At 60.0% G+C, this 26,141-nt stretch carries 22 protein-coding genes, 1 tRNA gene, 2 rRNA genes and 1 pseudogene (1 of these 26 only partly in view); 12 read left to right on the top strand and 14 right to left on the bottom strand.

What is annotated here, in order from left to right; translation table 11 throughout:
* Positions 1–22: 22 nt before the first annotated feature.
* Both ACTG2T_RS08790 and ACTG2T_RS08795 read left to right on the top strand, forming a co-directional pair.
* Entirely contained in the window at positions 23–310 is a 288-nt protein-coding gene (locus tag ACTG2T_RS08790) for a PTS sugar transporter subunit IIB (protein ID WP_005356014.1), read from the top strand.
* A 51-nt stretch (positions 311–361) separates the two neighbouring features.
* Entirely contained in the window at positions 362–1,621 is a 1,260-nt protein-coding gene (locus tag ACTG2T_RS08795) for a PTS ascorbate transporter subunit IIC (protein WP_042030406.1), read from the top strand.
* A 98-nt stretch (positions 1,622–1,719) separates the two neighbouring features.
* On the opposite strand, the gene waaA is transcribed toward ACTG2T_RS08795, so the two are convergent.
* Entirely contained in the window at positions 1,720–2,985 is a 1,266-nt protein-coding gene (gene waaA, locus ACTG2T_RS08800) for a lipid IV(A) 3-deoxy-D-manno-octulosonic acid transferase (RefSeq protein ID WP_330125722.1), read from the bottom strand.
* Between the two features lies 1 nt (position 2,986).
* Positions 2,987–4,021, bottom strand: coding sequence for a lipopolysaccharide heptosyltransferase II (waaF, locus tag ACTG2T_RS08805; RefSeq protein WP_330125721.1), 1,035 nt, complete (start codon positions 4,019–4,021; stop codon positions 2,987–2,989).
* 276 nt (positions 4,022–4,297) lie between these two features.
* On the opposite strand from waaF, the gene ACTG2T_RS08810 reads away from it, so the two are divergent.
* Positions 4,298–5,074 (top strand): glycosyltransferase family 2 protein, encoded by a 777-nt coding sequence (locus tag ACTG2T_RS08810; protein ID WP_330125719.1) that lies wholly within the window; start codon positions 4,298–4,300, stop codon positions 5,072–5,074.
* A gap of 51 nt (positions 5,075–5,125) precedes the next feature.
* Here the strand turns inward: ACTG2T_RS08810 and ACTG2T_RS08815 are convergent, their stop codons facing one another.
* Positions 5,126–6,163: a glycosyltransferase family 9 protein gene (locus tag ACTG2T_RS08815; RefSeq protein WP_330125718.1), complete on the bottom strand. Its 1,038-nt coding sequence runs from the start codon at positions 6,161–6,163 to the stop codon at positions 5,126–5,128.
* 134 nt (positions 6,164–6,297) lie between these two features.
* On the opposite strand from ACTG2T_RS08815, the gene coaD reads away from it, so the two are divergent.
* A complete protein-coding gene (gene coaD / locus ACTG2T_RS08820; RefSeq protein WP_021231538.1) occupies positions 6,298–6,780 on the top strand; it encodes a pantetheine-phosphate adenylyltransferase in 483 nt (160 codons plus the stop codon).
* A gap of 105 nt (positions 6,781–6,885) precedes the next feature.
* Here coaD and ACTG2T_RS08825 read toward each other — a convergent pair whose 3' ends face one another.
* From ACTG2T_RS08825 to radC, 6 genes and pseudogenes are all read right to left on the bottom strand, one after another.
* Entirely contained in the window at positions 6,886–7,821 is a 936-nt protein-coding gene (locus ACTG2T_RS08825) for a VirK/YbjX family protein (protein ID WP_323918901.1), read from the bottom strand.
* A 114-nt stretch (positions 7,822–7,935) separates the two neighbouring features.
* Positions 7,936–8,747: pseudogene (gene mutM / locus ACTG2T_RS08830) on the bottom strand (bifunctional DNA-formamidopyrimidine glycosylase/DNA-(apurinic or apyrimidinic site) lyase).
* 34 nt (positions 8,748–8,781) lie between these two features.
* On the bottom strand, positions 8,782–9,237 hold the full coding sequence (locus tag ACTG2T_RS08835) for a hypothetical protein (protein WP_108613983.1): 456 nt from the start codon (positions 9,235–9,237) through the stop codon (positions 8,782–8,784).
* Between the two features lie 93 nt (positions 9,238–9,330).
* The gene (rpmG, locus tag ACTG2T_RS08840; protein ID WP_005307500.1) at positions 9,331–9,498 is read right to left on the bottom strand and encodes a 50S ribosomal protein L33; all 168 of its coding nucleotides are present in this window, start codon (positions 9,496–9,498) and stop codon (positions 9,331–9,333) included.
* An 11-nt stretch (positions 9,499–9,509) separates the two neighbouring features.
* Positions 9,510–9,746, bottom strand: coding sequence for a 50S ribosomal protein L28 (gene rpmB, locus ACTG2T_RS08845; RefSeq protein ID WP_005307492.1), 237 nt, complete (start codon positions 9,744–9,746; stop codon positions 9,510–9,512).
* Between the two features lie 136 nt (positions 9,747–9,882).
* Positions 9,883–10,557: a RadC family protein gene (gene radC / locus ACTG2T_RS08850; RefSeq protein ID WP_330125716.1), complete on the bottom strand. Its 675-nt coding sequence runs from the start codon at positions 10,555–10,557 to the stop codon at positions 9,883–9,885.
* A 147-nt stretch (positions 10,558–10,704) separates the two neighbouring features.
* On the opposite strand from radC, the gene coaBC reads away from it, so the two are divergent.
* From coaBC to pgi, 5 genes are all read left to right on the top strand, one after another.
* On the top strand, positions 10,705–11,907 hold the full coding sequence (gene coaBC, locus ACTG2T_RS08855) for a bifunctional phosphopantothenoylcysteine decarboxylase/phosphopantothenate--cysteine ligase CoaBC (RefSeq protein ID WP_124930445.1): 1,203 nt from the start codon (positions 10,705–10,707) through the stop codon (positions 11,905–11,907).
* An 81-nt stretch (positions 11,908–11,988) separates the two neighbouring features.
* Positions 11,989–12,447 (top strand): dUTP diphosphatase, encoded by a 459-nt coding sequence (gene dut / locus ACTG2T_RS08860; protein WP_005339498.1) that lies wholly within the window; start codon positions 11,989–11,991, stop codon positions 12,445–12,447.
* Positions 12,448–12,515: 68 nt separating this feature from the next.
* On the top strand, positions 12,516–13,112 hold the full coding sequence (gene slmA / locus ACTG2T_RS08865; protein WP_005339495.1) for a nucleoid occlusion factor SlmA: 597 nt from the start codon (positions 12,516–12,518) through the stop codon (positions 13,110–13,112).
* A gap of 165 nt (positions 13,113–13,277) precedes the next feature.
* Entirely contained in the window at positions 13,278–14,114 is an 837-nt protein-coding gene (locus tag ACTG2T_RS08870; RefSeq protein WP_041210774.1) for a mechanosensitive ion channel domain-containing protein, read from the top strand.
* Between the two features lie 339 nt (positions 14,115–14,453).
* Entirely contained in the window at positions 14,454–16,103 is a 1,650-nt protein-coding gene (gene pgi, locus ACTG2T_RS08875; RefSeq protein ID WP_330125715.1) for a glucose-6-phosphate isomerase, read from the top strand.
* Positions 16,104–16,259: 156 nt separating this feature from the next.
* Here pgi and ilvC read toward each other — a convergent pair whose 3' ends face one another.
* On the bottom strand, positions 16,260–17,741 hold the full coding sequence (gene ilvC / locus ACTG2T_RS08880) for a ketol-acid reductoisomerase (RefSeq protein WP_041210772.1): 1,482 nt from the start codon (positions 17,739–17,741) through the stop codon (positions 16,260–16,262).
* Positions 17,742–17,962: 221 nt separating this feature from the next.
* Between ilvC and ilvY the strand changes: the two genes are divergently transcribed.
* Positions 17,963–18,856, top strand: coding sequence for an HTH-type transcriptional activator IlvY (ilvY, locus tag ACTG2T_RS08885; protein ID WP_330125714.1), 894 nt, complete (start codon positions 17,963–17,965; stop codon positions 18,854–18,856).
* Here the strand turns inward: ilvY and ACTG2T_RS08890 are convergent.
* Positions 18,845–19,705, bottom strand: a complete 861-nt coding sequence (locus ACTG2T_RS08890; protein WP_330125713.1) for a hypothetical protein — start codon at positions 19,703–19,705, stop codon at positions 18,845–18,847. The two genes, ilvY and ACTG2T_RS08890, sit on opposite strands and share 12 nt — an antisense overlap.
* A gap of 192 nt (positions 19,706–19,897) precedes the next feature.
* On the opposite strand from ACTG2T_RS08890, the gene ACTG2T_RS08895 reads away from it, so the two are divergent.
* Both ACTG2T_RS08895 and ACTG2T_RS08900 read left to right on the top strand, forming a co-directional pair.
* A complete protein-coding gene (locus ACTG2T_RS08895; protein ID WP_005339486.1) occupies positions 19,898–20,089 on the top strand; it encodes a hypothetical protein in 192 nt (63 codons plus the stop codon).
* 73 nt (positions 20,090–20,162) lie between these two features.
* Positions 20,163–22,745 carry a bifunctional acetate--CoA ligase family protein/GNAT family N-acetyltransferase gene (locus tag ACTG2T_RS08900; protein WP_330125712.1) on the top strand — a complete coding sequence of 861 codons (2,583 nt, stop codon included), beginning with the start codon at positions 20,163–20,165 and terminating at the stop codon, positions 22,743–22,745.
* Positions 22,746–23,001: 256 nt separating this feature from the next.
* On the opposite strand, the gene ACTG2T_RS08905 is transcribed toward ACTG2T_RS08900, so the two are convergent.
* The 3 genes from ACTG2T_RS08905 to ACTG2T_RS08915 form a co-directional block, all read right to left on the bottom strand.
* Positions 23,002–23,078, bottom strand: a tRNA-Asp gene (locus ACTG2T_RS08905).
* Positions 23,079–23,175: 97 nt separating this feature from the next.
* Positions 23,176–23,290, bottom strand: a 5S ribosomal RNA gene (gene rrf / locus ACTG2T_RS08910).
* Between the two features lie 83 nt (positions 23,291–23,373).
* Positions 23,374–26,141, bottom strand: a 23S ribosomal RNA gene (locus tag ACTG2T_RS08915) (it continues 122 nt past the right edge of the window).

The raw sequence follows: 26,141 nt of genomic DNA on the forward strand, positions 1-26,141 counted from the left end.
GCACCTGACAGAGGAAGAGACAATGAAAATTCTGGTTGTATGCGGTCACGGTCTGGGCACCAGCCTGATGATGGAGATGAGCATCAAGAGCATCCTGAAAGAGCTGGCAGTCACCGCCGAAGTGGATCACCGCGATCTGGCCTCCGCCGGTAGTGAAACCGCCGAGATCTTTGTCGCCACCCGCGACATCGCCGAGCAGTTACAGAGCATGGGCGTCAACGGCCGTCTGGTGGCCCTCGACAACATGGTCGACAAGGCCGCGATGAAAGAGAAGCTCGCCACCGCCCTGCGCGAACTGGGCGCCCTCTAAGGATCCTCCATGCGGCCTGCGGGCCGCATCTTTCATTGCCAGGAGCTGACCATGGAATTTTTCAACTTTCTGATGTTTGACGTGCTGTCCGAGCCCGCCGTGCTGGTCGGCCTGATCGCGCTTATCGGCCTGATTGCCCAGAAGAAACCGGTGACCGAGTGCATCAAGGGCACGGTCAAGACCATCATGGGTTTCGTCATTCTGGGGGCCGGTGCCACCCTGGTGATCAACTCGCTGGGTGACTTTGCCGTCATCTTCCAGCATGCCTTCGGCATCAAGGGGGTCGTCCCCAACAACGAGGCCATCGTCTCCATCGCCCAGACCTCGTTTGGCAAGGAGATGGCGATGATCATGTTCTTCGCCATGCTGGTGAATATCCTGATCGCCCGTCTGACTCCGTGGAAATTCATCTTCCTGACCGGTCACCACACCCTGTTCATGTCGATGATGGTGGCGGTGATCCTCTCTGCCGGCGGCATGAGTGGCGTGCCGCTGATCGCGGTGGGCAGTCTGGTGGTCGGCGTCGCCATGGTCTTCTTCCCGGCCATCGCCCACCCCTTCATGAAGCAGATCACCGGCTCCGATGACGTGGCACTCGGCCACTTCTCTACCTGCTCCTACGTGCTCTCCGCCCTGATCGGCGCCAAGTTCGGCAACAAGGCCCACAGCTGCGAAGATGTACAGGTGCCCAAGAGCCTGCTGTTCCTGCGCGATACCCCGGTGGCCATCTCCTTCACCATGGGCATCATCTTCCTGGTGACCTCCGCCTTCGCCGGCCCCGAGTTTGTCTCCAGCGTCGCCAAGGGCAAGCACTGGTTCATGTTCTCCCTGATGCAGTCCATCACCTTCGCCGCCGGTGTCTACGTGATCCTGCAGGGTGTGCGGATGGTCATCGCCGAGATCGTTCCGGCCTTCAAGGGGATCTCCGACAAGCTGGTGCCGAACGCCAAACCGGCACTCGACTGCCCCATCGTTTTCCCCTATGCCCCCAACGCCGTGCTGATCGGCTTCCTGTCGAGCTTTGCCGCCGGCCTGGTGGGGATGGCGCTGCTCTACGCCATGGGCCTGACCGTCATCATCCCGGGCGTGGTACCGCACTTCTTCGTCGGCGCCGCTGCCGGGGTCTTCGGCAACGCCACCGGTGGTCGTCGCGGCGCCATTTTGGGTGCCTTCGCCAACGGCCTGCTGCTGCTCACCATTCTGCCGGTGTTCCTGCTGCCGGTGCTGGGCGACCTCGGCTTCGCCAACACCACCTTCAGCGACTCCGACTTCGGTGTGGTCGGCATCCTGCTGGGGCTGATCGTTCGCTAATTCCGATCACCGCCAAAAACAAAACGGAGCGCATCGCGCTCCGTTTTTTTATGGTCGGCCATCGATGATGGATAGCGGGCTGTATGAAAGACTGAAACTCAGTCGTTCTCCAGCGCAGTGAGGCAGTGCGAGAGGGTACGCGCCAGCGCTCCCTGATTGCGCAGCACCACGGCGCGGGCCTGCTCCCCCATCTCGCGACGGGCGTTGCCGTCGGCAAACAGCTGGCTCACCCGCTCGCCCAGCTCGGCGGCATCGGCCACGATGGCGGCGCCCCCCTGAGCCACCAGCTGGCGGGTGATATCGCTGAAGTTGAAGTAGGCGGGCCCCGTCAGGCAGGGCTTGCCGAGGGCTGCCGGCTCCAGCAGGTTGTGACCGCCGATCTTCACCAGACTGCCACCGACGAAGGCCACATCGGCCGCCGCCAGCATCAGCGGCAGCTCACCCATGGTATCGCCGAGATAGACCTTATCCTCCGCATTCACCTCAGCACCATCAGTGCGCCGCACGCAGCCGTAAGGGGCGCACAGTTCGGCCACCCGGTCGAACCGCTCGGGGTGGCGCGGCACCAGAATGAGCAGCGCATCGGGATGGCGTTTGAGCAGCAGATCGAAGGCGGCCAGCACCTGCTCGTCCTCACCTTGATGGGTGCTGGCGGCGATCCAGACCGGCCGATCTGTCCCCAGCTGCTGGCGCAGGGCGCGCCCTTTTGCCTGCACCTCGTCACCAAACTGGATATCGAACTTGATGGAGCCGGTCACCGCCAGCCGCGAACGTTCGATACCGAGGCGGGCGAAGCGGTCGGCGTCATCCTGATGCTGACAGAGCAAATGGGTCAGCGGCCGGCTCAGGGCGTCGAAGGCACCGTGGAAGCGGGCATAGCGCTGGCAGGAACGCTCGGAGAGGCGGGCGTTGATGATGGTCACCGGCAGGTGGCGCGCCTCACAGGCTGCCAGCCAGTTGGGCCATAACTCGGTCTCCATCACCCAAAGTGCGCGCGGCTTGAAGGTGTCGAGAAAGGCGGCAATGGCCCAGGGGTAGTCGAGCGGCGCGTAGCGATGGATCACCAGATCCCCCAGCTTGGCAGCCTGATCGGCACCGGTGCGGGTGGTAGTGGTGAGCAGGATCGGCAGATCGGGCCGCTCCGCCTCGAGGGCGCGAATGAGCGGCGTGATGGCCAGCGTCTCCCCCACGCTCACCGCATGGATCCAGAGCGGCGCCTCCTGTCCGGTGGCGGGCAGCCGCCCGAGATGCTCGGCCCAGCGCTCGCCAAAGCCGGGCTTGCCTTTCTTCGGCTTGTAGAGGGCCAGCAGCGCCAGCGGCAATCCCAGATGGATCAGCAGGTTGTAGAGCAGACGATAGGGCATCTTACTGACTCTGCTCCAGCTTCTTGCAGGCATCGACCACCTGCTCCGGCGCCAGATCGATCAGGCACTTGAGATGGCCGAACTTGCAGGTGCGCTTGAAGCAGGGGCGACACTCGATGTCGGTGTGGACGATCTCGACCCGATCCGCCAGCGGCGGGGTGTAGAGCGGCGAAGTGGAGCCATAGACACCCACCAGCGGCCGGTTGAGGGCGGCGGCGATGTGCATCAGGCCGGAGTCGTTGGAGATGACCCGGCTGGCCAGCGCCATCAGATCGATCGCCTCGTGCAGGCTGGTCTTGCCCGCCAGCACGTGGCAGTTGGGGCGAGTCAGCAGATTGACCCGATCCCGGATGGTATTGGCCACCGGCACATCCTTGTTGGAACCGAAGATCCACACCTGCCACCCCTCGTCCAGATGCTGTTGGGCCACCACGGCGTAGTGCCCTTCCGGCCAGCGCTTGGCCGGGCCGAACTCGGCACCGGGGCAGATCACCAGCACCGGACGGGCGCGATCCAGTCCCAGCCGCTCCAGCGCCTTGCTCTGGTTGATCAGATCGACATGGAGCGCCGGATGCGGAATGGTCGGGATATCGGCCCGACTCTTCATCTGCGCCTTGGGATAAGCGAGCGCCAGATAGCCCTCCACCATCAGCGGGAAGGCGGACTTGTTGCTGCGCAGGTCGTTGAGCAGACCGTAGCGGCTCTCGCCCTTCCAGCCGGTACGGACCGGAATGCGGGCAAACCAGGGGATCAGCGCCGACTTCATGGAGTTGGGCTGGACGATGGCCTGATCGTACTTCTCCGCTGCCAACTGCTTGCCGAGGCGGCGGCGCGCCACCAGCTTGAAGTCACCGTGGCCGAGGGGCATGGTGATCGCCTTGTCCACCTCCGGCATCCGCTCCAGCAGGGCGCAGCACCAGGCAGGGGCCATCACGTGCAGTTCACACTCCGGATGGTTGGCCTTGATCGCCTTGTAGAGGCTCTGGGACATCACCATATCGCCGACCCAGGAGGGGCCGATCACCAATATTTTCATCACGCGTCTTCTCTCGGGACTGGCCCGGCTGTTAATCATCACTGGGCGAGATTATGCCCCAAGAATGACTGGATAAATAACAGAAGATCCTTGGCAGACGCTGCCGTCACCCCATTTTTCCAGCGGTGCCTCGCTTCCAACCGGACGAGACGAGACAGGCAAACAGCTGATAGAAACGGGCAATGGCGGCTCTCTCTTTGGCCCGTTTTTCCGTTAGAATGGCCCATCAATACGCATTCGACCCGCCAGCCGGGCAATAACCGTGAGCCCCATTTCGTGAAAAAACCGACTCTGGCTGCCGTTCTGATCGTCAAGAATGAAGCCGACAACCTGCGCAAGTGCCTCGCCTCCCTCGACGGACTGGTGGACGAGATCGTCATTCTGGACTCCGGCAGTCAGGACGAGACCCCGGCCATTGCCGCCGAATTTGGTGCCCGCTTCTTCGTCAACGCCAAGTGGCCCGGCTTTGGCAAACAGCGCCAGCTGGCCCAATCCCACGTGCAGTCCGACTGGGTACTGTGGCTGGATGCCGACGAGCGGCTCACCCCCGAGCTGAAAACCGCCATCGCCAACGTGATGGCCAATCCGGCCAGCGATACCATCTACTCGATCCCGCGCCTCTCCTGGGTGTTTGGCCGCTTTATCCGCCACAGCGGCTGGTATCCGGATCGGGTGCTGCGCCTCTATCCCAAGGCACTCACCAGCTACAACGAGGCGCTGGTGCACGAAAAGGTGGAAGTACGGGCCAACATGAAGATCGTCAATATTCATGGCGACCTGCTTCACTTCACCTATCGGGATCTGGAGCACTATCTGGTGAAATCCGCCGGTTATGCCCGCGCCTGGGCCGATCAGCGCACCGCTCGCGGCAAGAAGGGCTCCCTCAGTCAGGGGCTGATCCACGCGGTCGGCTGCTTCCTCAAGATGTACCTGCTAAAAGCGGGCTTCCTCGACGGCAAGCAGGGGTTGCTGCTGGCGATCCTCTCCGCCCACTCCACCTTCGTCAAATACGCCGACCTCTGGGTGCGCCAGCAGCCGCAGCAGCCGGAATAACCGTCATACGAAACAGGGCCCCACGGGGCCCTGTTTGCATTGCTGCATACGTTACTTGCGCCAGAAAGGCGCCGCCCAGCGGGCCATCACCGGCACCATGGTCTTGGGATCGAGCTGGCTCATATCCTCAGGATGGTCGCTATCCTCCGGCGGGCTGAAGGCGAGGTGACGCCCTTCGCTGTTGAGGGGCTTCCAGCGCAGCGGAGTAGCGGAGCGGCGCATCGGGAAGAAGCCGATGGTCGGCACATCGAGCGCACCAGCGATATGGAGCGGGCCAGTACTGCCTGCAACGAACAGGGCTGCGTTGGCCAGCACCTGACAGAACATCGGCAGACCATCGCTGGAGCGGTAGATCCAGCCGTTGCCACCGTGGGCCAGCAACTCGGCCGCCAGCTGTTCGGCCATCTTCTCCTCGCCAGGGCCTGCGGTCAGCACGCACTGCAGCTCGGGGCAGGCCTGATTGAGCTTGATGATGATGCGGGCATACTGCTCGATGGAGAGATTGTTGGCCGAACCGCCGCTACCGGCATGCACCATCAGCCAGGGGCGGCTGGCATCGAGCTTGAGCTTGAGTGCCAGCTGCTCGCGCACCTGTAGCAGAGTCTCCTCATCGAACTGCAGGAAGGGGGTCTTGGGCTCCACCACGGCCACCTGCTGATCGGCCAGGAAGCGGCGGATCAGCTCCAGATTGTACTCGGATTCCGGCTTCTGGGAGCGGGAGCGACGCTGCACCAGTCGCTGGTTGTAGAGCACCTGCGCCAGCTTGGTCGCCGGGGCCAGCCGGTAAGGGATGTGCGCCTTCCACACCAGCATGGCGTTGCGGGAGTTGGAGAAGAGGCAGATGGACGCGTCGAACGCCGCCGCCTTGATCCGCGCCAGCAGCGCTCGCTGTTGCTCCTTGTCGGCCCGCACGCCCGGATCGATGATCACCTCGTCAATCCAGGGGCAGAGCCGGGCCAGCGGCGCCGTGTAGGCCGGAACCAGGGCAGTCACATGACACTCCATGGAGCCTTTGAGCATGGCGAAGCTAGGCCACGCCAGCATGAAGTCACCAATCTTGTCATTGCGAACGACCAGAATACGTTTCATAAAAAATCCCTTTGCTCCCTGTCACCAATGCAGGGAGGCTTGATGCGCGATGGCGTATTCTTGCCTGATGCACTGCTATTCTCAAGCGACGACCTTATAATGCGACCAAATTTCCAGGTTGCAGGACCGCAAAGATGACTACCAGGGTAATTTATCCCGGGACTTTTGATCCCGTTACCAATGGCCACGCCGATCTCATCGGCCGGGCCGCCAAGCTGTTTGACGAGGTGGTGGTCGGTGTCGCCAACAGCCCGAGCAAGCGCCCGCTGTTCGATCTGGCAGAACGTGTCCAGCTTGTCCAGCAAGTGACCAGCACGCTTCCCAACGTCAAGGTGGTGGGCTTCTCCGGCCTGCTGGTCGATTTCGCCAAAGAGCATCAGGCCAACGTGCTTATCCGCGGCCTGCGCGCCGTCTCCGACTTCGAGTACGAGTTCCAGCTGGCCAACATGAACCGCCGCCTGATGCCCACGCTTGAGAGCGTCTTCCTCACCCCGGCGGAGGAGAACTCCTTTATCTCCTCCACTCTGGTGAAAGAGGTGGCGCTGCACGGTGGCGACATTCGTCAGTTTGTCGATCCCGTGGTGGCCCAGGCCATCGCAGCCAAACAGAAAGGGTGATCCCCTTCCACACTGGCCATTCCCGACGGCAACTACGAACAAGGGCTACCCGTAGGTAGCCCTTGTTGTATCTCTCTCGCATGGAGAGGTCAGCCTGCTTGCCGGTTACTGACGGGCAAACTGCTCATTCATCTCCTGCACCAGCAGATCGAGCCACTCGTAGCGGCGCCGGTACATGGCCCGCTTCTTGGCGGCGATCTCCTCCAGCGGCTTGCGCGGCTGGGCTTGCAGGGCGACGAAGTTGGCATCCACATCCCGGGCGTCGAACTCCTGCCACAGCTCGTCATAATCGGCCTGTAAATTGGCTTTCTGCTTGCTGCTATAGCGCTTGGCCTGAAACACGTGGGCCCGCTTGCGCACCGCCAGCACCTCCGCTGCCCCCATGCTCTGCGCCAGTTGCAGCACCAGCTGCACCAGCAGGGATTTGGGCCGCAGGCCGTGTCCCTCTTTGGTCAGCTCGCGCACCCGATCCTGGGCATTGTCGACCGCAGGCTCCGGCCCCTGCATGGAGCCGATCATCAGAATCAAACGATCCACGCTGCCCGCCAGCGAAAAGGCGCAGCTGTAGAGGCGCTGCCCCTCGCCGTTGACGATAGAGAGCGCCAGCTCGGCCTCGCGGCGGAAGGTGCCATCGTGGCGCAGCAGAATGCGGCAGCCGCTCTGTGGATAGTGCCCCAGCGCGATCCCCTCGCCCAGATAGAGGGGGTCGATCAGCTGCGGGTAGCACTCCAGCAGCAAACGGTAGTGATTTTCCAGCATCTCGGCCCGCTCACGGGCGCTGGCACAGGCGAAGCGATAGGGGCGCATCGGCTTGTCGAGCAGCTCGGGATAGACAGCTGGCAGCGCCTTGAGCGAGTCGCACTGAAACAGGCTGAAGACCCTGCTCAACGACTTGCGATAGAGCAGGCTGCGCAGCACGAACTTGCCGCGATTGAAGGTTTTCCGGTCACATCCCTCGGGGTAGAGGAAGCGGGCCATGGATTTTGCGCAATAGCGCTCCTGCCGGGATAAATATTCCCAGTCTATTGATTTAACTGTCATTTTTATATTCTCAAACCGCCTGAACGGTCGGGATACTAGTGACAGCTGTGCAAATCTTCAACAGAGTGGAAATACGCTGTTACAACTTCCCCCGGATCGGGGCAAAAAGTGCGCTCAGCGCTGGCAATGACTGCAAAAAACCGTGGTGCGCTGGCCCATTCTTGTCTCGGTCAGCAGGGTGTGACAGTGGAAACAGGGCTGACCGCCACGGCCATAAACCTGCAACTGCTGCACGAAATAGCCCGGCTTGCCATCGGCACTGGTGAAATCCTTGAGAGTGGTGCCGCCCTGGCGAATCGCCTCGGCCAACACCCGCTTGATCTCGGCCACCAGGGTTCCCAGCCGCTCGGCGCTGATATTACCCGCCGCCCGTTTGGGGTGAATGCCGGCAGCATAGAGCGCCTCGTTGGCGTAGATGTTGCCCACCCCGACCACCACCTGATTGTCCATCAGGAACTGTTTGATGGCGGTGCTGCGCCCCTTGGCGCGCCCCTGCAGGTAATCAGCACTGAAGGCATCGGTGAGCGGCTCTGGCCCCAGCTTGGCGAGCAGCGCGTGGGCTTCGGCCGGTTCCCGGGTCCACAACAGGGCGCCGAAGCGGCGCGGATCGTTGAGCCGCAGCAGCTTGCCATTCTCCAGCTCGATATCCACGTGGTCGTGCTTCTCGGCTGGCGTGCCGATATCCAGCACCCGCAGGCTGCCGGACATCCCCAGATGAAGGATGGCGGTGCCGAAATCGGTCTCCAGCAGCAGGTATTTGGCACGGCGACGCACCCGATGGATGGTGAGGTCCACCAGCTCCTGAATCTCACCGGGGATCGGCCAGCGCAGGCGGCCATCCCGCACCATCACGCGTGTCACTTTGATACCGGTGAGCCAGGGGAGATCCCCTGACGACTGACTTCAACTTCTGGCAATTCAGGCATTGGTACCTCGCAAACAGAGTCGACTGGTGGACAATCAGGGGGCAGGACGCAGCAGATCGCGATACTGCTCGGCAGTGAGGGCGAGCCAGAGACCGGAGGGCAACTGGGCACCATACTGGCCGCTGTTCTGATAGAGGCCGATCTCGACCGGATCGTTCTGGCCAGCAATCCACACCTTGATGGTCACCGGGGTGCCGCGCACCACCTCGCCGGGGGGCAGCAACCAGCCTTGCCAGCGTGCCAGCCGGGCATCCAGCTGCGCCGTGTCGAGCCCCAGATCCGGCACACTGCGCCAGCCCTGACCGATCCGCTCAATCTGCCAACTAGGCCCCTGCCAAGTGAGCACCACGGCCGCATCCGGCAGCAAGGGGCGAGCCCGCTTGGCGCTGTTCTCCTGCTGGGCAGTCTCCATACGATGCAACAGGGTGATCACGATCAGCACCACCACGATGATCACGTTATTCCAGCCTTTGCGGCTCAATTTGAACATGGCAAGCCTCCCTTTGAACCGGCAGTGTACTGAATTCGGCGCATAAAAAAACCCGGCACGAAGCCGGGTTTTTGGGAATGCAGCATCAAGTAATTACTTGATTTTGCCTTCCTTGTAGATCACATGCTGACGAACAACGGGATCAAACTTTTTGATCTCCATTTTTTCGGGCATGGTGCGCTTGTTTTTGGTAGTGGTATAGAAGTGACCAGTACCGGCGCTGGAGTTCAGGCGAATTTTCTCGCGAATACCTTTAGCCATGATCTAATTCCTTATACCTTAACACCGCTGGCGCGCAGTTCAGCCAGAACCACTTCAACGCCACGCTTGTCGATGATACGCATGCCTTTTGCGGATACGCGCAGGCTTACGAAGCGTTTTTCACTCTCAACCCAGAAACGGTGAGTGTGCAGGTTCGGCAGGAAACGACGCTTGGTGGCGTTGTTAGCGTGCGAACGGTTGTTACCAACTGCCGGGCGCTTGCCGGTTACTTGGCATACTCTAGACATGTCAGTCTCTCCAAATCTTACTTCATTGCTCGAGCAAATATCTGCCCCGCTGGCCTTCGATTGCGGGGCAAACAGAAGGCGGCATTTTATACAGCATCCGTGATCAAAGATCAACTAATACGGTGCCAGAGCACAGTTATAGCCAACCGCGCTCGGCAAAAGAAACCGTGATGCCATCACCGATCACCAAGTGATCCAGCACTCTGATATCGATCAGGGCCAAAGCGGCCGTGATCCGATCCGTGATCTGGCGGTCGGCCCTACTGGGCTCGGCGACGCCGGACGGGTGATTATGCGCCAGAATCACCGCGGCTGCATTATGTTTGAGCGCGATCTGCACGATTTCTCTTGGCCAGACGCTCGCCGAGTCGATAGTGCCATAAAAAAGCTCAACAAATTGAATGACTCTGTGCTGATTGTCGAGCAACAACAGGGCAAACACCTCGCGCGGCCGATCCCGCAGCTGGGCCTGCAGATAGTCGCGGGTCAGCTGGGGCGAGGTGAGCGCATCGCCCCGTTGCAGCTGCTCGGCCAGATGGCGTCTGGCCATCTCCAGCACCGCCTGCAACTGGGCATATTTGGCCGGGCCAAGGCCGTGCGCCTCGCAGAATGCTCGTTGATCCGCCCCCAGCAAGCTGCGCAAAGAACCGAATTGATTCAACAGGTTGCGTGAAAGGTCCACTGCACTCAGGCCATTGACGCCAGTGCGCAGAAAGATGGCGAGCAGCTCGGCATCGGAGAGCGACGCGGGCCCCTGACGCAGCAGCTTCTCTCTGGGGCGTTCATCTTCCGGCCACTCTTTGATGCTCATTTGTCTCTCCCTAATCCCTGTTGAGAAAAAACATAGCAAAAAATTGCGCGCGCCTGACCACACCCCTTGATGCCAACCCCTGTCGTCATCCATTGCCTGTGGTATCTTAGCCGACCAGTCAGAATGAGCCGGATAGAGAAACAGCAGATGAGATTGGCCGATAAACGCATCCTGTTGGGTGTCAGTGGCGGGATCGCCGCCTACAAGAGTGCCGAGCTGGTACGCCGCCTGAAAGATCAGGGCGCCGAAGTGCGGGTGGTGATGACCCGCTCCGCCAAGGAGTTCATCACTCCGCTGACCCTGCAGGCGGTCTCCGGTCATCCGGTGGCCTACAGCCTGCTGGATCCCTCCGCCGAAGCGGGCATGGGCCATATCGAGCTAGCCAAGTGGGCCGATCTGGTATTGATCGCCCCCGCCAGCGCCAACCTGATGGCGCGGATGGCAGCAGGCATGGCCGATGAACTGCTGACCACCCTCTGTCTGGCCACTCCGGCGCCCATCGCGCTGGCACCTGCCATGAACCAGCAGATGTATCTCAACGCCGCGACCCAGGCCAACCTCAAGACCCTGGCCAGCCGCGGCATTCTGCTGTGGGGGCCGGATGCCGGCAGCCAGGCCTGTGGCGATGTGGGCCCGGGGCGGATGCTGGACCCCCTCGAACTGGTGGATCGCTGCTGTCAGCAGCTGGCCGCCGAGCCCTTGCTGGCAGGCGTCAAGCTGCTGCTCACCGCAGGGCCAACCCGCGAGGCACTGGATCCGGTGCGCTACATCAGCAACCACAGCTCCGGCAAGATGGGCTACGCCATCGCCCGAGCTGCCCGTGAAGCGGGTGCCGAAGTGACGCTGGTGAGCGGGCCGGTGACGCTGGCGACGCCTGCGGGCGTTACCCGCATCGATGTCGAGAGCGCCGAGCAGATGCATCAGGCGGTGATGAGCCGGGTCGGCGAGTGCGACCTCTTCATCGGTTGCGCGGCAGTGGCCGACTACCGCCCCGAACAGGTCGCCAGCCAGAAGATCAAGAAGACCGGCGACAACGACCAGATGGTGGTGAAGCTGGTGAAAAACCCCGACATCATCGCGGCCGTCGGTGCCCTTTCAGACAAACCCTTCACCGTCGGATTTGCCGCCGAAACCGTGGATGTGGAACAATACGCCCTCGACAAGTTGCAGCGTAAGCGGCTGGACATGATCGCCGCCAACGATGTGTCCCGCGAGGGGCAAGGCTTCAACGCCGATGACAACGCCCTGACCGTGTTCTGGCAAGGGGGCCAGGCCCCGCTGCCGCTGGCCGACAAGCTGACGCTGGCCCGTCACCTGATCGCCCTGATTGCGCGCCACTACCGGCACTGAGCGTCCCGAAAGAACAAGACTCACGGCGCCCCGCCTTGCCAAGAGGGGCGCCAATACAAGATCCAACTGAAAAAGCGATTCATGACTACACAAATTGAACTGAAGATTCTGGATGCCCGTATCGGTACCGAGTACCCGCTGCCCGCCTACGCCACTCCCGGCTCTGCCGGCATGGATCTGCGCGCACTGCTGGATGCGCCGTTGACTCTGGCTCCGGGTGATACCACTCTGGTGCCGACCGGTCTGGCCATCCACATCCAGGATCCGGGTCTGTGTGCCACCATTCTGCCCCGCTCCGGCCTCGGCCATAAGCACGGCATCGTGCTGGGCAACCTGGTCGGTCTGATCGATTCCGATTACCAGGGTCAGCTGATGGTCTCGGTCTGGAACCGCGGCAAGGATGAGTTCACCATGCAACCCGGCGAGCGCATCGCCCAGCTGGTGATCATGCCGGTAGTTCAGGCCAGCTTCCAACTGGTCGATGAGTTCAATCAGAGCGAACGGGGTGAAGGCGGTTTTGGTTCTTCTGGTCGCCAATAACAGACCACACCAGCCCGATGGGCGGTGCTTAATAACAGAATCAAGCCATTGTTTTTTTAGGGGAATCCATGGCAAGCAGTAATCAGAAACAGAGTCGGCGCGATCAGATCCTGCAGGCGCTCGCCCATATGCTGGAAACCAGTCCCGGCCAGCGCATCACCACGGCCCGTCTGGCGGCCGAGGTCGGCGTCTCTGAAGCAGCCCTCTATCGACACTTTCCAAGCAAGGCGCGGATGTTCGAAGGGCTGATCGACTTTATCGAGGATTCCCTGCTGTCACGGGTCAATCTGATCATGGCGGAAGAGAAAGACACCATGGCACGCTGCCACCACATCCTGCAGCTGCTGCTGGTGTTCGCCGAGCGCAATCCCGGCATCACCCGCATCCTCAACGGCGATGCCCTGCTGGGCGAGCACGACCGGTTGCGGGATCGCATCAGCATCCTGTTTGACAAGCTGGAGACCCAGATCAAACAGGTACTGCGCGAGAAGCGGCTGCGCGAGGGTCAGGGCTTCCAGCTCGATGAGACCATGCTGGCCAATCTGCTGCTGGCCTATACCGAGGGCCGCATCAGCCAGTTTGTCCGTTCCGAGTTCAAGCTCAAGCCCACCGCCGGCTTCGAGGATCAGTGGCAGTTTATCCGCAGCCAGCTGCTGCAAAGCTGAGCGGCAGCGCTTTTCACCGAGCACGAAGAAGGGAGGCCTTGGCCTCCCTTCTTTTTTGTGGCAGCTTTTTATGGCAGTAAAATAAGCACCAGATGCGACCCGGACTGTCGCGCTGCGATGTTAGATTCATGCGCCATAAACCTTTAGCACCCGAAAGGACATCCTATGGAACCCGAAATCATTACCGAAGCGCAGACCTGGCTGGTCAATAACCAGGGCCTGCTGATCGAGTATGCCGTCAACATCGCGGCCGCCCTGCTCACCCTGCTGGTCGGCTATATCGCCGCCAATCTGCTCAGCGGTGGCGTGGTAAAAGTGATGCAGGCGCGCAAGCTCGACACCACAGTCACCCACTTCGTCGGCAGTATCCTCAAATACGCCATTCTGGTGTTCGTGGTGATCGCCGCGCTGGGCCGGGTCGGGGTGCAAACCGCCTCCTTCGTCGCCATCATCGGTGCCGCCGGTCTGGCCATCGGTCTGGCGCTGCAGGGCTCGCTCTCCAACTTTGCCGCCGGCTTCCTGCTGATCATCTTCCGCCCCATCAAGGCGGGCGAGTTTATCGAAGTGGCAGGCACGTCTGGCGTGGTGCAATCCGTTCAGCTGTTCACCACCACCCTCACCTCCGGTGACAACAAGATGGTGGTAGTACCGAACTCCGCCATCCTTAACGGCACCATCGTCAACTACTCGCGCATGGATACCCGCCGCGTCGATATGACCTTTGGTATCGGCTACGGCTCCGACCTGCGCAAGGCCAAGCAGATCCTCGAGCGTCTGGTGAACGAAGAGCCGCGCATCCTGAAAGATCCGGCTGCCACCATCGCCGTCGCCGCGCTGGCCGACTCCTCGGTCAATATCGTGGTGCGCCCGTGGGTCAAGACCGGCGACTACTGGGGTGTCTGGTTCGACTTCCACGAGAAGGTGAAACTCACCTTTGATGCCGAAGGGATCGAAATTCCCTTCCCGCAGATGGTGATGCACATGCAAAAACCGCAGGCGTAATCGCGGTAAAAGCAGCAATCAACAATGCCAGCCTTCGGGCTGGCATTGTCATTTCTGGCGCGCCATCCGCTGCATAATCAGGCCAGCGGAATGAAAACAATTTCAGAGCTGCGGGCCAACCCCAATCATGAGCGAGCGCAAGATCCCCCTTGCTTTCGTGACTCATAATCCCGATGTTCTGGTTGTATACTCCCGACGGTTGCCCCATTGCGGTAAAAGACAATCGGTAAAACTCTGTTACACGGGCCGCCCGGCCGGCTCGCTATAATGCTCGGATAATAAGGTTTGGCGGGACCTTGCCTGCAAGGTTCAAACACAACTTGGCATTTCAGGAATCCTATGAAAAACATCAATCCAACCCAAACCCAGGCCTGGCAGGCACTGGAAGCCCACTTTGCAGCAAACAAAGAGACCCGACTCAAGGATCTGTTCGCGCAGGACCCGAAGCGCTTTGACAAGTTTTCCCTCACCTTTGGCGGCGACATCCTGGTTGATTACTCGAAGAACCTGATCACCGAAGAAACCCTCAAGTTGCTGGTTGAACTGGCCAAAGAGACCGATCTTCGCAGCGCGATCGATGCCATGTTCAATGGCGACAAGATCAACATGACCGAAGGGCGCTCCGTACTGCACGTGGCCCTGCGCAACCGCTCCGACCGCACCATCGAGTGCGACGGCAAGGATGTGATGCCGGAAGTGAACGCCGTACTGGCCAAGATGAAAGGCTTCTGCGAGAAGGTAATCGGAGGCGAGTGGAAAGGTTACACCGGCAAAGTGATCCAGCACGTGGTCAACATCGGTATCGGTGGCTCCGATCTCGGCCCGGTGATGATCACCGAGGCACTGCGTCCCTACAAAAACCACCTGCAGATGCACTTCGTCTCCAACGTCGATGGCACTCACATCGCCGAGACCCTGAAGAAGATCGATCCGGAAACCACCCTGTTCCTGGTGGCCTCCAAGACCTTCACCACCCAGGAGACCATGACCAACGCCCTGACCGCTCGCGACTGGTTCATCAAGATCGCCGGTGACAAGGCCCACGTTGCCAAGCACTTCGCGGCCCTCTCCACCAACGGCAAGGCCGTGGCCGAGTTCGGTATCGACACTAACAACATGTTCGAGTTCTGGGACTGGGTTGGCGGCCGCTACTCCTCCTGGTCTGCCATCGGCATGCCCATCGCCCTCTCCGTCGGTTTCGAGAACTTCGAAGCCCTGCTGCAAGGCGCCTTCGAGATGGACATGCACTTCGCCACTGCCTCCTATGAGCAGAACGTGCCGGTGCTGCTGGCGCTGATTGGCCTGTGGTACAACAACTTCTACGGTGCCGAGTCCGAAGCCATTCTGCCGTACGACCAGTACATGCACCGCTTCCCTGCTTACTTCCAGCAGGGCAACATGGAGTCCAACGGCAAGTACGTGGATCGCAACGGCAAGCCGGTTGACTACCAGACTGGCCCCATCATCTGGGGTGAGCCGGGTACCAACGGCCAGCACGCCTTCTACCAGCTGATCCACCAGGGCACCAAGCTGATCCCCTGTGACTTCCTGGCGCCAGCCATCAGCCACAACCCGATCGGTGACCACCACCCGAAACTGCTGGCCAACTTCTTCGCCCAGACCGAGGCGCTGGCCTTCGGCAAGAGCAAGGAAGAAGTTGAAGCCGAGTTCCTGGCTGCTGGCAAAACCCTGGAGCAGGTCAAGGATCTAGTGCCGTTCAAGGTGTTCGAAGGCAACCGCCCGACCAACTCCATCCTGTTCAAGAGCCTGACCCCGAAAACCCTGGGTGCCCTGATCGCCATGTATGAACACAAGATCTTCGTACAGGGCGCAATCTGGAACATCTTCTCCTTCGACCAGTGGGGCGTGGAGCTGGGCAAACAGCTGGCCAACAAGATCCTGCCGGAGCTGGGCAACAACGAGGCTGTCACCAGCCACGACTGCTCCACCAACGGTCTGATCAACACCTGGAAAGCGTGGAAAGCCTGATTTATCCAGCCTTTCTGAATGCAAAAGCCCCGCTCGATGAGCGGGGCTTTTTTATGACTGTCAGGCTGAGTTTTCTGGCTGGCCGGTCGGGTGTCCAGTCCGACCGGCGACGGGAATCGTCATCCCCGCCCCTTCATCATCCAGCCCGATGCTGGCTTAACCGCCAACGGCGATGCGTTTCATGTCTTTCATATAACCGCGCAGTACCTGGCCGATTTTCTCGATCGGGTGGTTGCGGGTCGCTTCGTTGGCCGCCAGCAGCGCCAGGTTGTCGACGCTCTGCCCTTCCGCCTTGCTGGCACCCAGATCGCCCGCTTTCAGGGTCGGCATGAAGTGCTCGCGCAGCAACGGCACTGCAGCGTTGGCGAACAGGTAGTTACCGTACTCGGCGGTGTCGGAGATGACCACGTTCATCTCGTACAGACGCTTGCGGGCAACGGTGTTGGCGATCAGCGGCAACTCGTGCAGGGATTCGTAGTAGGCGGACTCCTCGTAGATACCGGAAGCCACCATGGTCTCGAACGCCAACTCGACACCCGCCTTGACCATGGCCACCATCACCACGCCATTGTCGAAGTACTCCTGCTCGGCAATCTTGCCTGCAAACGCCGGCGCATTTTCGAAGGCAGATTTGCCGGTCTCTTCGCGCCAGCCGAACAGCTTGGCATCGTCTTCGGCCCAGTCGGCCATCATGCCGCGGGAGAACTCACCGGCGATGATATCGTCCATGTGCTTCTCGAACAGCGGGCGCATCAGGGTCTTGAGCTGCTCGGAGAGCTCGAAGGCGCGCAGCTTGGCCGGGTTGGAGAGGCGGTCCATCATCAGGCTGATGCCACCCTGCTTCAGGGCTTCGGTGATGGTCTCCCAGCCAAACTGGATCAGCTTGCCGGCGTAGGCCGGGTCTGTCCCTTCGGCAACCAGCTTGTCGTAGCAGAGCAGGGAACCGGCCTGCAGCATGCCGCAGAGGATGGTCTGCTCGCCCATCAGATCGGATTTCACTTCCGCCACGAAGGAGGACTCCAGCACCCCGGCACGATCGCCGCCGGTGGCAGAGGCCCACGCCTTGGCGATGGCCATGCCTTCGCCTTTCGGGTCATTTTCCGGGTGAACGGCGATCAGGGTCGGCACGCCGAAACCGCGCTTGTACTCTTCACGCACTTCGGTGCCCGGGCACTTGGGCGCCACCATCACGACCGTGATGTCGGAGCGGATCTGTTGACCCTCTTCCACCACGTTGAAGCCGTGGGAGTAGCCCAGCGCAGCACCCTGCTTCATCAGCGGCATCACGGTCTTCACCACGTCAGAGTGCTGTTTGTCCGGAGTCAGGTTCAGCACCAGATCGGCGGTCGGGATCAGCTCTTCATAGGTACCGACCGCAAAGCCGTTGTCGGTAGCTTTCTGCCAGGAGGCACGCTTCTCGGTGATGGCGGCCTTGCGCAGGGCGTAGGAGATATCCAGCCCGGAGTCGCGCATGTTCAGACCCTGGTTCAGACCCTGGGCACCACAGCCCACAATCACCACCTTCTTGCCCTTCAGCACGTTGCAGCCGTCCGCGAACTCTTCGCGCTGCATGAAACGACACTTGCCCAGCTGGGCCAACTGCTGACGCAGGTTCAAGGTGTTGAAATAGTTAGCCATGGTGATTGCTCCGTTCGATTGATTCCATGCCGGATAGCGGCGTTGTCTGAACCACTATAGCGCGGGACACTTATTGCCTGAACTGATATATTCGAAACAGTACGTTGCAATAACTGAAACGATCACCCTTCATAATTGCCTGCTGAATGTACCGCGAGATGGCAGAAACAAGCCGCCAACCGCTGGATATCGGGCACATATGCCGCGCCAGGAGCTGAAAGATGGATCTTCGCAATCTCGAGCTGTTTCTCCACCTCGCCGACTCCCTCCACTTCGGCAAGAGCGCCGATGCCATGGCGGTCAGCCCCTCCACCCTGAGCCGCGCCATCCAGCGACTGGAGCAGGAGACAGGCTGCATCCTGTTCGAACGGGACAACCGCTCGGTGCGCCTCACCCCCGCCGGTGAGAAGCTGCGCGAATTCGGCGGCAGCCTGTTGCAGGAGTGGCGCCAGCTCAAGCAGGAGCTCAAACGCAGCGATGAACCGCTGCAGGGGCGGCTGCGGGTCTTCTGTTCGGTCACTGCCAGCTACTTTCTGCTGCCCGAGGTACTGGAGCGCTTTCGCCGCCGCTACCCCCAGCTGGAGATCAAGCTGGAGACCGGCGACCCGGCGCTGGCGGTGGACAAGATCCTGGCCGATGAGGCCGATCTCGCCATCGCCGCCCGTCCCGATGCCCTGCCCGCCAAGTTGGAGTTCGCCAGCCTTCAGCTGGTGCCGCTGGTCTTTATCGCGCCGCGCAACGCCCCACAACTGAACCTGTGGTTCCGTCAGGGAGAACCTGATTGGGAGCAGTTGCCAGTCATCCTCTCCGAGCAGGGGCTGGCCCGCAAACGCAGCGATCAGTGGTTTCGCAACAAGGGGATAGCGCCCAACATCTATGCCGAAGTGGCGGGTAACGAGGGGATTGTCGCCATGGTGGCGCTCGGCTGTGGCGTAGGATTGGTGCCGGCGGCGGTGATCGACCACAGCCCGCTCGGCGACAAGGTGCGGATCATCGACCTCAAACCCGCCTTCAAACCATTTGATGTGGGGATCGGGGTGCTCAAGAAGCGGCTGGAAGAACCGCTGATCCGCGCCTTCTGGGATACCGCGCAGAATCAGGGTTCACTGCGCTGACACCGGATTATAGATAAGGGCCGGATCGGCCATCATGATGCGGCTGGGCAGCGGCAAGTCGGGGTTGTGCAGCTCGAGGCGCACCCGCTCATCCAGTTTCAGCCGCCGAATGGTGCTGCCAAATCCCTCTTCAAAGACCCGGTCAAAAGCACCAGACTGCCGCGCCCGCAGCAGGCCAAGCTCGATGCGCTGGGCCAGCTCCGGATATTTTGGCGAGACAAAGAAGAGCAGCGCCAGCGGATAGCGAAACACCAGACGGGGCTCGATGGCGAGATCCGGATGCTGCCTTAGTTCATCCTCGACCTCGATGACCGAGCGCAGGAAGCAGTCAAAGCGCTTCTTGCGCAGCATGTTGAAGAGCGCCTCATAAAGATTGCCCACCGTCACCTTGAGGCCGTTAGCCCGCAGCAACTGGGTGTCTGGCCAGGATCTGTGCAGGCCGATGGAAAGCCCGGCGCGATGCCAGTCCGCCAACGACCCGATCGCGGCAAAACGCCCCTCATCCCCCCGCCGAACCAGACACACCCGCCACCCCAGCAGCCCCTTGGCCAGCGGAATGTGGATTGCCAGCAACTCACGCTCTCGCTCACCATCGGGGGCAAAAACACCGACCTGAACCAGCTCGCCGCTGCGCAGCTCCTTCACCGCCCGCCCCTGCTCCATCTGCGGGCTGGAGACCAGCTGGTAGGGGCCATATTCGGGCACGGTGAGATCGAGGGAGAGGCGCAACAACTGGACGACGGCGGGGTTGGGGTGATCCAGCAGCAGATTCCAGGCGCGGATAGGCTGCTCGGTTGCCGTTGCGCCAACCGTCCACAGTGCCATGCACCACCACCAGACTCTGATCATCCTGCGCACCATCCGTGCCTCATGCTCCTCGCCATACTATAACGCCAGCCAGCACCTCAACGGCGCCCTCTCTGAAAGATGTGTGAGCGCTCTCGTGTCAAATCTCGTGTCAAAAGTGACAATAGGCAAACCCGGCAGGTCATCGCAGACTGGGCGTTCATCAACACACGCCAAGGCGCAGGGAGGAGAGCCATGAAACAGCATCTGGTAGAGATCAAGGGTTCAACCCTGTTTGACGAGTATCTGCAAAGCATGGGCGTGCCCAGTACGGCGCTCGACCGGGAGCAGGATATCTATCTGCAGGAACGCCACCTGGGAGCCATTCGCCGGGTGCAGGGCGAACTGCGCTTTTATCTGCGTGCCAATGCCCTGAACAAACGGTGATCAGGATCCGGTCACAGAACCCGCAGCAAAGGCGTATTAGACTGGTATCTTCCCCCTTTTGTCGGGAGTGCCCATGAAAGCAAGCGGTCTGGATCGGCTGTTCAAACCCCACTCAATCGCCGTGATCGGCGCCTCGACCGACCCGCTCAAGGCGGGTCATGTAATTGTGCGCCACCTGCTGGCGGGCCAGTTCAAAGGGCCCATCCTCCCCGTCACCCCGCGCAACAAGGCCATCGCCGGCGTGCTGGCCTATCCCGATATTGCCAGCCTGCCGCTGACCCCGGATCTCGCCATCATCTGCACCAGGCGGGAGCGGGTCTTGCCGTTACTGGAAGCGCTCGGCCAAAAGGGCGCGGGGGCTGCCATCATACTGGCCGCCGACTTTTCCCCCGAGGAGCGACTGGAGCTGAAACGGGTCTGCCAGCAATATGACATTCGCCTGCTCGGCCCCAACAGCATGGGAATGCTGCTGCCCGGCCAGGGGATCAACGCCAGCTTTTCACCCATTGCCGCCAAGCCGGGGCAAGTCGCATTTCTGTCGCAATCCGCCGCCGTCAGCACCACCATTCTGGATTGGGCCAAGCAGCATGAGCTGGGCTTCTCCGCCTTCATCTCCCTTGGCGATCACTGCGATATCGACTTCGGCCAGCTGCTGGATCAGCTCTCCCGCGACAGCGTCACCCGCGCCATCTTGATCTACATGGACAAGTTGCACGACGCCCGCCACTTTCTCTCGGCTGCGCGGGCAGCCTCGCGCAACAAGCCGATCCTGGTACTGAAAAGCGGGCGCCACGATCCGGCCCACGGCCTCGACAACGTCTATGATGCCGCCATCCGCCGCGCCGGCATGTTGCGGGTACGGGATACCCACGAACTGTTTGCCGCGGTGGAAACCCTCAGCCACTCCATGACCCTCAAGGGAGAGCGACTCGCCATCATCTCCAACGGCCGCGGGCTGGCCAATATGGCGGTGGATGTGCTGCTGGAGCGGGGCGGCAAGCTGGCTCGCCCGCCGCTCGACATCGGCAGCGATGCCACCATCACCACCTATCAGGAGGCGCTGGACAACGTGTTGCAGGAGGATGGCATCGACGCCATCCTGATCATCCACGCCCCCTCGCTCACGGCACCGAGCGCGCCGCTGGCCAGCCATCTTATCGCCCATCTGAAACAACATCCCAGAGCGCGCCGTTTCAATATCCTCACCAACTGGGCGGGCGAATACTCGGCGCAGGAGGGGCGTAAACTCTTTACCGAAGCGGGCTTCCCGACCTACCGCACGCCGGAAAGCGCCATGGCCGCCTTCATGCACATGGTGGAATACCGCCGCAACCAGAAGCAGTTGATGGAAACCCCGGCATCCCTGCATGGCAACCAGCTCAATGTCGAGCTGTGCCAGCAGCTGATTCGTCAGGCGCAGGAGCGCAAGCAACTGAGGCTAGATACTCATCTGGTACACCCTATTTTGCAAGCCGCCGGTCTCTCGACCCTGACAACCTGGATCGTCACCGACGCCATCGAGGCGACCCTCACCGCCGAGCAGATCGGCTATCCAGTGGCGGTAAAACTGCGCTCGCCCGATATCCTGCACAAGTCTGCCGTACACGGCGTGGTGCTCAATCTGCGCACCTCGGCCGAAGTGGCGCAAGCCGCAGATGCCATTCTGGACAGGGTCAAACAGCATGATCCGGGCGCCCGCATCGAAGGCTTGCTGGTGCAGCGGATGGCTCGCCGCAGCGGCGGACTGGAGCTGCGGGTACGGATCCAGCAAGACGCCATCTTTGGCCCCGTCATCCTGCTGGGCGAGTCGGGCGCCGAACCGCAGGATATGGTAGCAGCGCTACCGCCGCTCAATCAGGCGCTGGCTCGTTACCAGATCATCGGCGCCATCAAAAGCCGCAAGATCCGCGAACAGGCGACGCCGGAGCGACTGGATATCGACGCCTTGGGCCAAGTGCTTTGCCAGCTCTCCGAATTATTGCTCGCCTTTCCGGAGATTCAGGAGCTGGACCTGCACCCGCTGCAAGCGTGCGGCACCGAGATGGTGGTGCTGGATGCCAGCCTCACACTGAGTGATGCCGCCATCCCGACCAGCAACCGGCTGGCGATCCGCCCCTATCCCACCGAACTGGAGGAGGGTGCCTGGCTTAAAGATCAGCGCCATATCCTGCTACGCCCGATCCGGCCGGAAGATGAACCGGCTCACAAGCAGTTCGTACTGCTGGTCTCCGATGAAGACAGGTACAAACGCTTCTTTGCCGATGTGGGCGAGCTGGGCCATGAAGAGCTGGCTCGCATGACCCAGATCGATTACGACCGGGAGATGGCCTTCGTAGCGGTGGGGCAAGATGGCGAGCTGCAGGATCAGATCCTCGGCGTGGTACGCGCTATCTCGACTCCGGACCAGAGCGATGCCGAGTTTGCTATTCTGGTGCGATCGGACTTGAAAGGGGTGGGGCTCGGCAAATTGATGATGGAGAAGATCATCCGTTACGCCAAAGAGCAGGGGATTGGCCAGTTATCCGGCATGACCATGCCCAGCAATCGTGGCATGATCAACCTCGCCAAACGGCTTGGCTTCAAGATCGATGTGCAAATGGAAGAGGGGGTGGTCAATATGGAACTGCCCTGCAACCAGCAGGCGGCAGAAGCCTGATTTGGCCGCCTGTAAACTCGCTCAAATGGCTGATAAGGCTCGGATATAGCCAGAAAATGGTGGAAATAATCGGCTATCTGGCCATCCTTCCGACAGATAAAAGCGAGCCATTGGCTGGTTTAACAAGCTAAAAACACCAAAGCTCGGTCATGGGGCCGGGCTTTGGCGCACGTTCTGGTGTGCAAATCTGGAGGTCACTGGGTAAAGAACGCCCATAGCAAAAAGGCCTTCCCAATCGGGAAGGCCTTCAAATTAGTGGCGGAGCGGACGGGACTCGAACCCGCGACCCCCGGCGTGACAGGCCGGTATTCTAACCGACTGAACTACCGCTCCGCATTCGGTTAGCTTTCGCTAAATCTTCTGCTGCATTTTCTGAGGTGTCATCCTCGCAGCCAGTGACATGATTCTTCACATCGCTGTTTAATTGGGTGCCTGGCAGTGTCCTACTCTCGCATGGCGAATGCCACACTACCATCGGCGCTACCGCGTTTCACTTCTGAGTTCGGCATGGGATCAGGTGGTTCCACGGCGCTATGGCCGCCAGGCAAAAATCTTCAATCTGAGAAAGCTGACGTAAGTAGTTCGCTTGGTATTTGCTACAAGCCTTAGAACACTTCTTGGGTGTTGTATGGTTAAGCCTCACGGGTAATTAGTATGGGTTAGCTCAACACGTCACCGCGCTTACACACCCCACCTATCAACGTTGTGGTCTCCAACGGCCCTTTAGGACCCTCAAGGGGTCAGGGATGACTCATCTCAGGGCTCGCTTCCCGCTTAGATGCTTTCAGCGGTTATCGATTCCGAACTTAGCTACCGGGCAGTGCCACTGGCGTGACAACCCGAACACCAGAGGTTCGTTCACTCCGGTCCTCTCGTACTAGGAGCAACTCCCTTCAATCATCCAACGCCCACGGCAGATAGGGACCGAACTGTCTCACGACGTTCTGAACCCAGCTCGCGTACCACTTTAAATGGCGAACAGCCATACCCTTGGGACCGACTTCAGCCCCAGGATGTGATGAGCCGACATCGAGGTGCCAAACACCGCCGTCGATATGAACTCTTGGGCGGTATCAGCCTGTTATCCCCGGAGTACCTTTTATCCGTTGAGCGATGGCCCTTCCATTCAGAACCACCGGATCACTATGACCTACTTTCGTACCTGCTCGACCTGTCCGTCTCGCAGTTAAGCTGGCTTATGCCATTGCACTAACCTCCTGATGTCCGACCAGGATTAGCCAACCTTCGTGCTCCTCCGTTACTCTTTGGGAGGAGACCGCCCCAGTCAAACTACCCACCAGGCACTGTCCGCGAGCCCGATTCAGGGCCCTGCGTTAGAACATCAAACATACAAGGGTGGTATTTCAAGGACGGCTCCAGCGCAACTAGCGTCACGCCTTCAAAGCCTCCCACCTATCCTACACATGTAGGTTCAATGTTCAGTGCCAAGCTGTAGTAAAGGTTCACGGGGTCTTTCCGTCTAGCCGCGGGTACACCGCATCTTCACGGCGAATTCGATTTCACTGAGTCTCGGGTGGAGACAGCATGGCCATGGTTACACCATTCGTGCAGGTCGGAACTTACCCGACAAGGAATTTCGCTACCTTAGGACCGTTATAGTTACGGCCGCCGTTTACCGGGGCTTCGATCAAGAGCTTCGCTTGCGCTAACCCCATCAATTAACCTTCCGGCACCGGGCAGGTGTCACACCCTATACGTCCACTTTCGTGTTTGCAGAGTGCTGTGTTTTTGATAAACAGTCCCAGCCATCTGGTCACTGCGACTCCCAACTGCTCCATCCGCAAGGGACTTCACTGTCAGGAGCGAACCTTCTCCCGAAGTTACGGTTCTATTTTGCCTAGTTCCTTCACCCGAGTTCTCTCAAGCGCCTTGGTATTCTCTACCCGACCACCTGTGTCGGTTTGGGGTACGATGACTTGTAATCTGAAGCTTAGAGGCTTTTCCTGGAAGCAGGGCATCAATGGCTTCCGCACCGTAGTGCGTTCGTCTCGTGTCTCAGTGTTGTGTCTCCGGATTTGCCTGGAAACACCACCTACGCACTTTCACCAGGACAACCGTCGCCTGGCCCACCTAGCCTTCTCCGTCCCCCCATCGCAATTACAAGTCGTGCAGGAATATTAACCTGCTTCCCATCGACTACGCCTTTCGGCCTCGCCTTAGGGGTCGACTCACCCTGCCCCGATTAACGTTGGACAGGAACCCTTGGTCTTCCGGCGAGGAGGCTTTTCACCCCCTTTATCGTTACTTACGTCAGCATTCGCACTTCTGATATCTCCAGCATACCTCTCGATACACCTTCGCAGACTTACAGAACGCTCCCCTACCACTCACACATAAGTGTGAATCCGCGGCTTCGGTGCCTGGTTTGAGCCCCGTTACATCTTCCGCGCAGGCCGACTCGACTAGTGAGCTATTACGCTTTCTTTAAATGATGGCTGCTTCTAAGCCAACATCCTAGCTGTCTGAGCCTTCCCACATCGTTTCCCACTTAACCAGAACTTTGGGACCTTAGCCGGCGGTCTGGGTTGTTTCCCTCTTCACGACGGACGTTAGCACCCGCCGTGTGTCTCCCGGATATTACTTACTGGTATTCGGAGTTTGCATGGGGTTGGTAAGTCGGGATGACCCCCTAGCCCAAACAGTGCTCTACCCCCAGTAGTATTCGTCCGAGGCGCTACCTAAATAGCTTTCGGGGAGAACCAGCTATCTCCGAGTTTGATTGGCCTTTCACCCCCAGCCACAGGTCATCCCCTAACTTTGCAACGTTAGTGGGTTCGGTCCTCCAGTTGATGTTACTCAACCTTCAACCTGCCCATGGCTAGATCACCCGGTTTCGGGTCTACACCTTGCAACTAGACGCCCAGTTAAGACTCGGTTTCCCTACGGCTCCCCTATACGGTTAACCTCGCTACAAAATGTAAGTCGCTGACCCATTATACAAAAGGTACGCAGTCACCCCGAAGGGCTCCCACTGCTTGTACGTACACGGTTTCAGGTTCTATTTCACTCCCCTCACAGGGGTTCTTTTCGCCTTTCCCTCACGGTACTGGTTCACTATCGGTCAGTCAGGAGTATTTAGCCTTGGAGGATGGTCCCCCCATATTCAGACAGGATGTCACGTGTCCCGCCCTACTCGATTTCACATCAAGGTTGTTTTCGTGTACGGGGCTATCACCCTGTATCGCCGGCCTTTCCAGGACCGTTCCACTAACTTCCAAGATGCTTAAGGGCTAATCCCCGTTCGCTCGCCGCTACTGAGGGAATCTCGGTTGATTTCTTTTCCTCGGGGTACTTAGATGTTTCAGTTCTCCCGGTTCGCCTCTGTTACCTATGTATTCAGTAACAGATACCCAAGTTATCTTGGGTGGGTTTCCC

The sequence above is a fragment of the Aeromonas sp. 75A genome (assembly GCF_051919425.1).
GTDB lineage: Bacteria > Pseudomonadota > Gammaproteobacteria > Enterobacterales > Aeromonadaceae > Aeromonas > Aeromonas veronii.

Coding starts and splice junctions, on each gene's coding strand:
- ACTG2T_RS08790 (WP_005356014.1), top strand. CDS start 23: ATGAAAATTCTGGTTGTATGCGGTCACGGTCTGGGCACCAGCCTGATG.
- ACTG2T_RS08795 (WP_042030406.1), top strand. CDS start 362: ATGGAATTTTTCAACTTTCTGATGTTTGACGTGCTGTCCGAGCCCGCC.
- waaA (WP_330125722.1), bottom strand. CDS start 2,985: ATGCCCTATCGTCTGCTCTACAACCTGCTGATCCATCTGGGATTGCCG.
- waaF (WP_330125721.1), bottom strand. CDS start 4,021: ATGAAAATATTGGTGATCGGCCCCTCCTGGGTCGGCGATATGGTGATG.
- ACTG2T_RS08815 (WP_330125718.1), bottom strand. CDS start 6,163: ATGAAACGTATTCTGGTCGTTCGCAATGACAAGATTGGTGACTTCATG.
- coaD (WP_021231538.1), top strand. CDS start 6,298: ATGACTACCAGGGTAATTTATCCCGGGACTTTTGATCCCGTTACCAAT.
- ACTG2T_RS08825 (WP_323918901.1), bottom strand. CDS start 7,821: ATGACAGTTAAATCAATAGACTGGGAATATTTATCCCGGCAGGAGCGC.
- ACTG2T_RS08835 (WP_108613983.1), bottom strand. CDS start 9,237: ATGTTCAAATTGAGCCGCAAAGGCTGGAATAACGTGATCATCGTGGTG.
- rpmG (WP_005307500.1), bottom strand. CDS start 9,498: ATGGCTAAAGGTATTCGCGAGAAAATTCGCCTGAACTCCAGCGCCGGT.
- rpmB (WP_005307492.1), bottom strand. CDS start 9,746: ATGTCTAGAGTATGCCAAGTAACCGGCAAGCGCCCGGCAGTTGGTAAC.
- radC (WP_330125716.1), bottom strand. CDS start 10,557: ATGAGCATCAAAGAGTGGCCGGAAGATGAACGCCCCAGAGAGAAGCTG.
- coaBC (WP_124930445.1), top strand. CDS start 10,705: ATGAGATTGGCCGATAAACGCATCCTGTTGGGTGTCAGTGGCGGGATC.
- dut (WP_005339498.1), top strand. CDS start 11,989: ATGACTACACAAATTGAACTGAAGATTCTGGATGCCCGTATCGGTACC.
- slmA (WP_005339495.1), top strand. CDS start 12,516: ATGGCAAGCAGTAATCAGAAACAGAGTCGGCGCGATCAGATCCTGCAG.
- ACTG2T_RS08870 (WP_041210774.1), top strand. CDS start 13,278: ATGGAACCCGAAATCATTACCGAAGCGCAGACCTGGCTGGTCAATAAC.
- pgi (WP_330125715.1), top strand. CDS start 14,454: ATGAAAAACATCAATCCAACCCAAACCCAGGCCTGGCAGGCACTGGAA.
- ilvC (WP_041210772.1), bottom strand. CDS start 17,741: ATGGCTAACTATTTCAACACCTTGAACCTGCGTCAGCAGTTGGCCCAG.
- ilvY (WP_330125714.1), top strand. CDS start 17,963: ATGGATCTTCGCAATCTCGAGCTGTTTCTCCACCTCGCCGACTCCCTC.
- ACTG2T_RS08890 (WP_330125713.1), bottom strand. CDS start 19,705: ATGATCAGAGTCTGGTGGTGGTGCATGGCACTGTGGACGGTTGGCGCA.
- ACTG2T_RS08895 (WP_005339486.1), top strand. CDS start 19,898: ATGAAACAGCATCTGGTAGAGATCAAGGGTTCAACCCTGTTTGACGAG.
- ACTG2T_RS08900 (WP_330125712.1), top strand. CDS start 20,163: ATGAAAGCAAGCGGTCTGGATCGGCTGTTCAAACCCCACTCAATCGCC.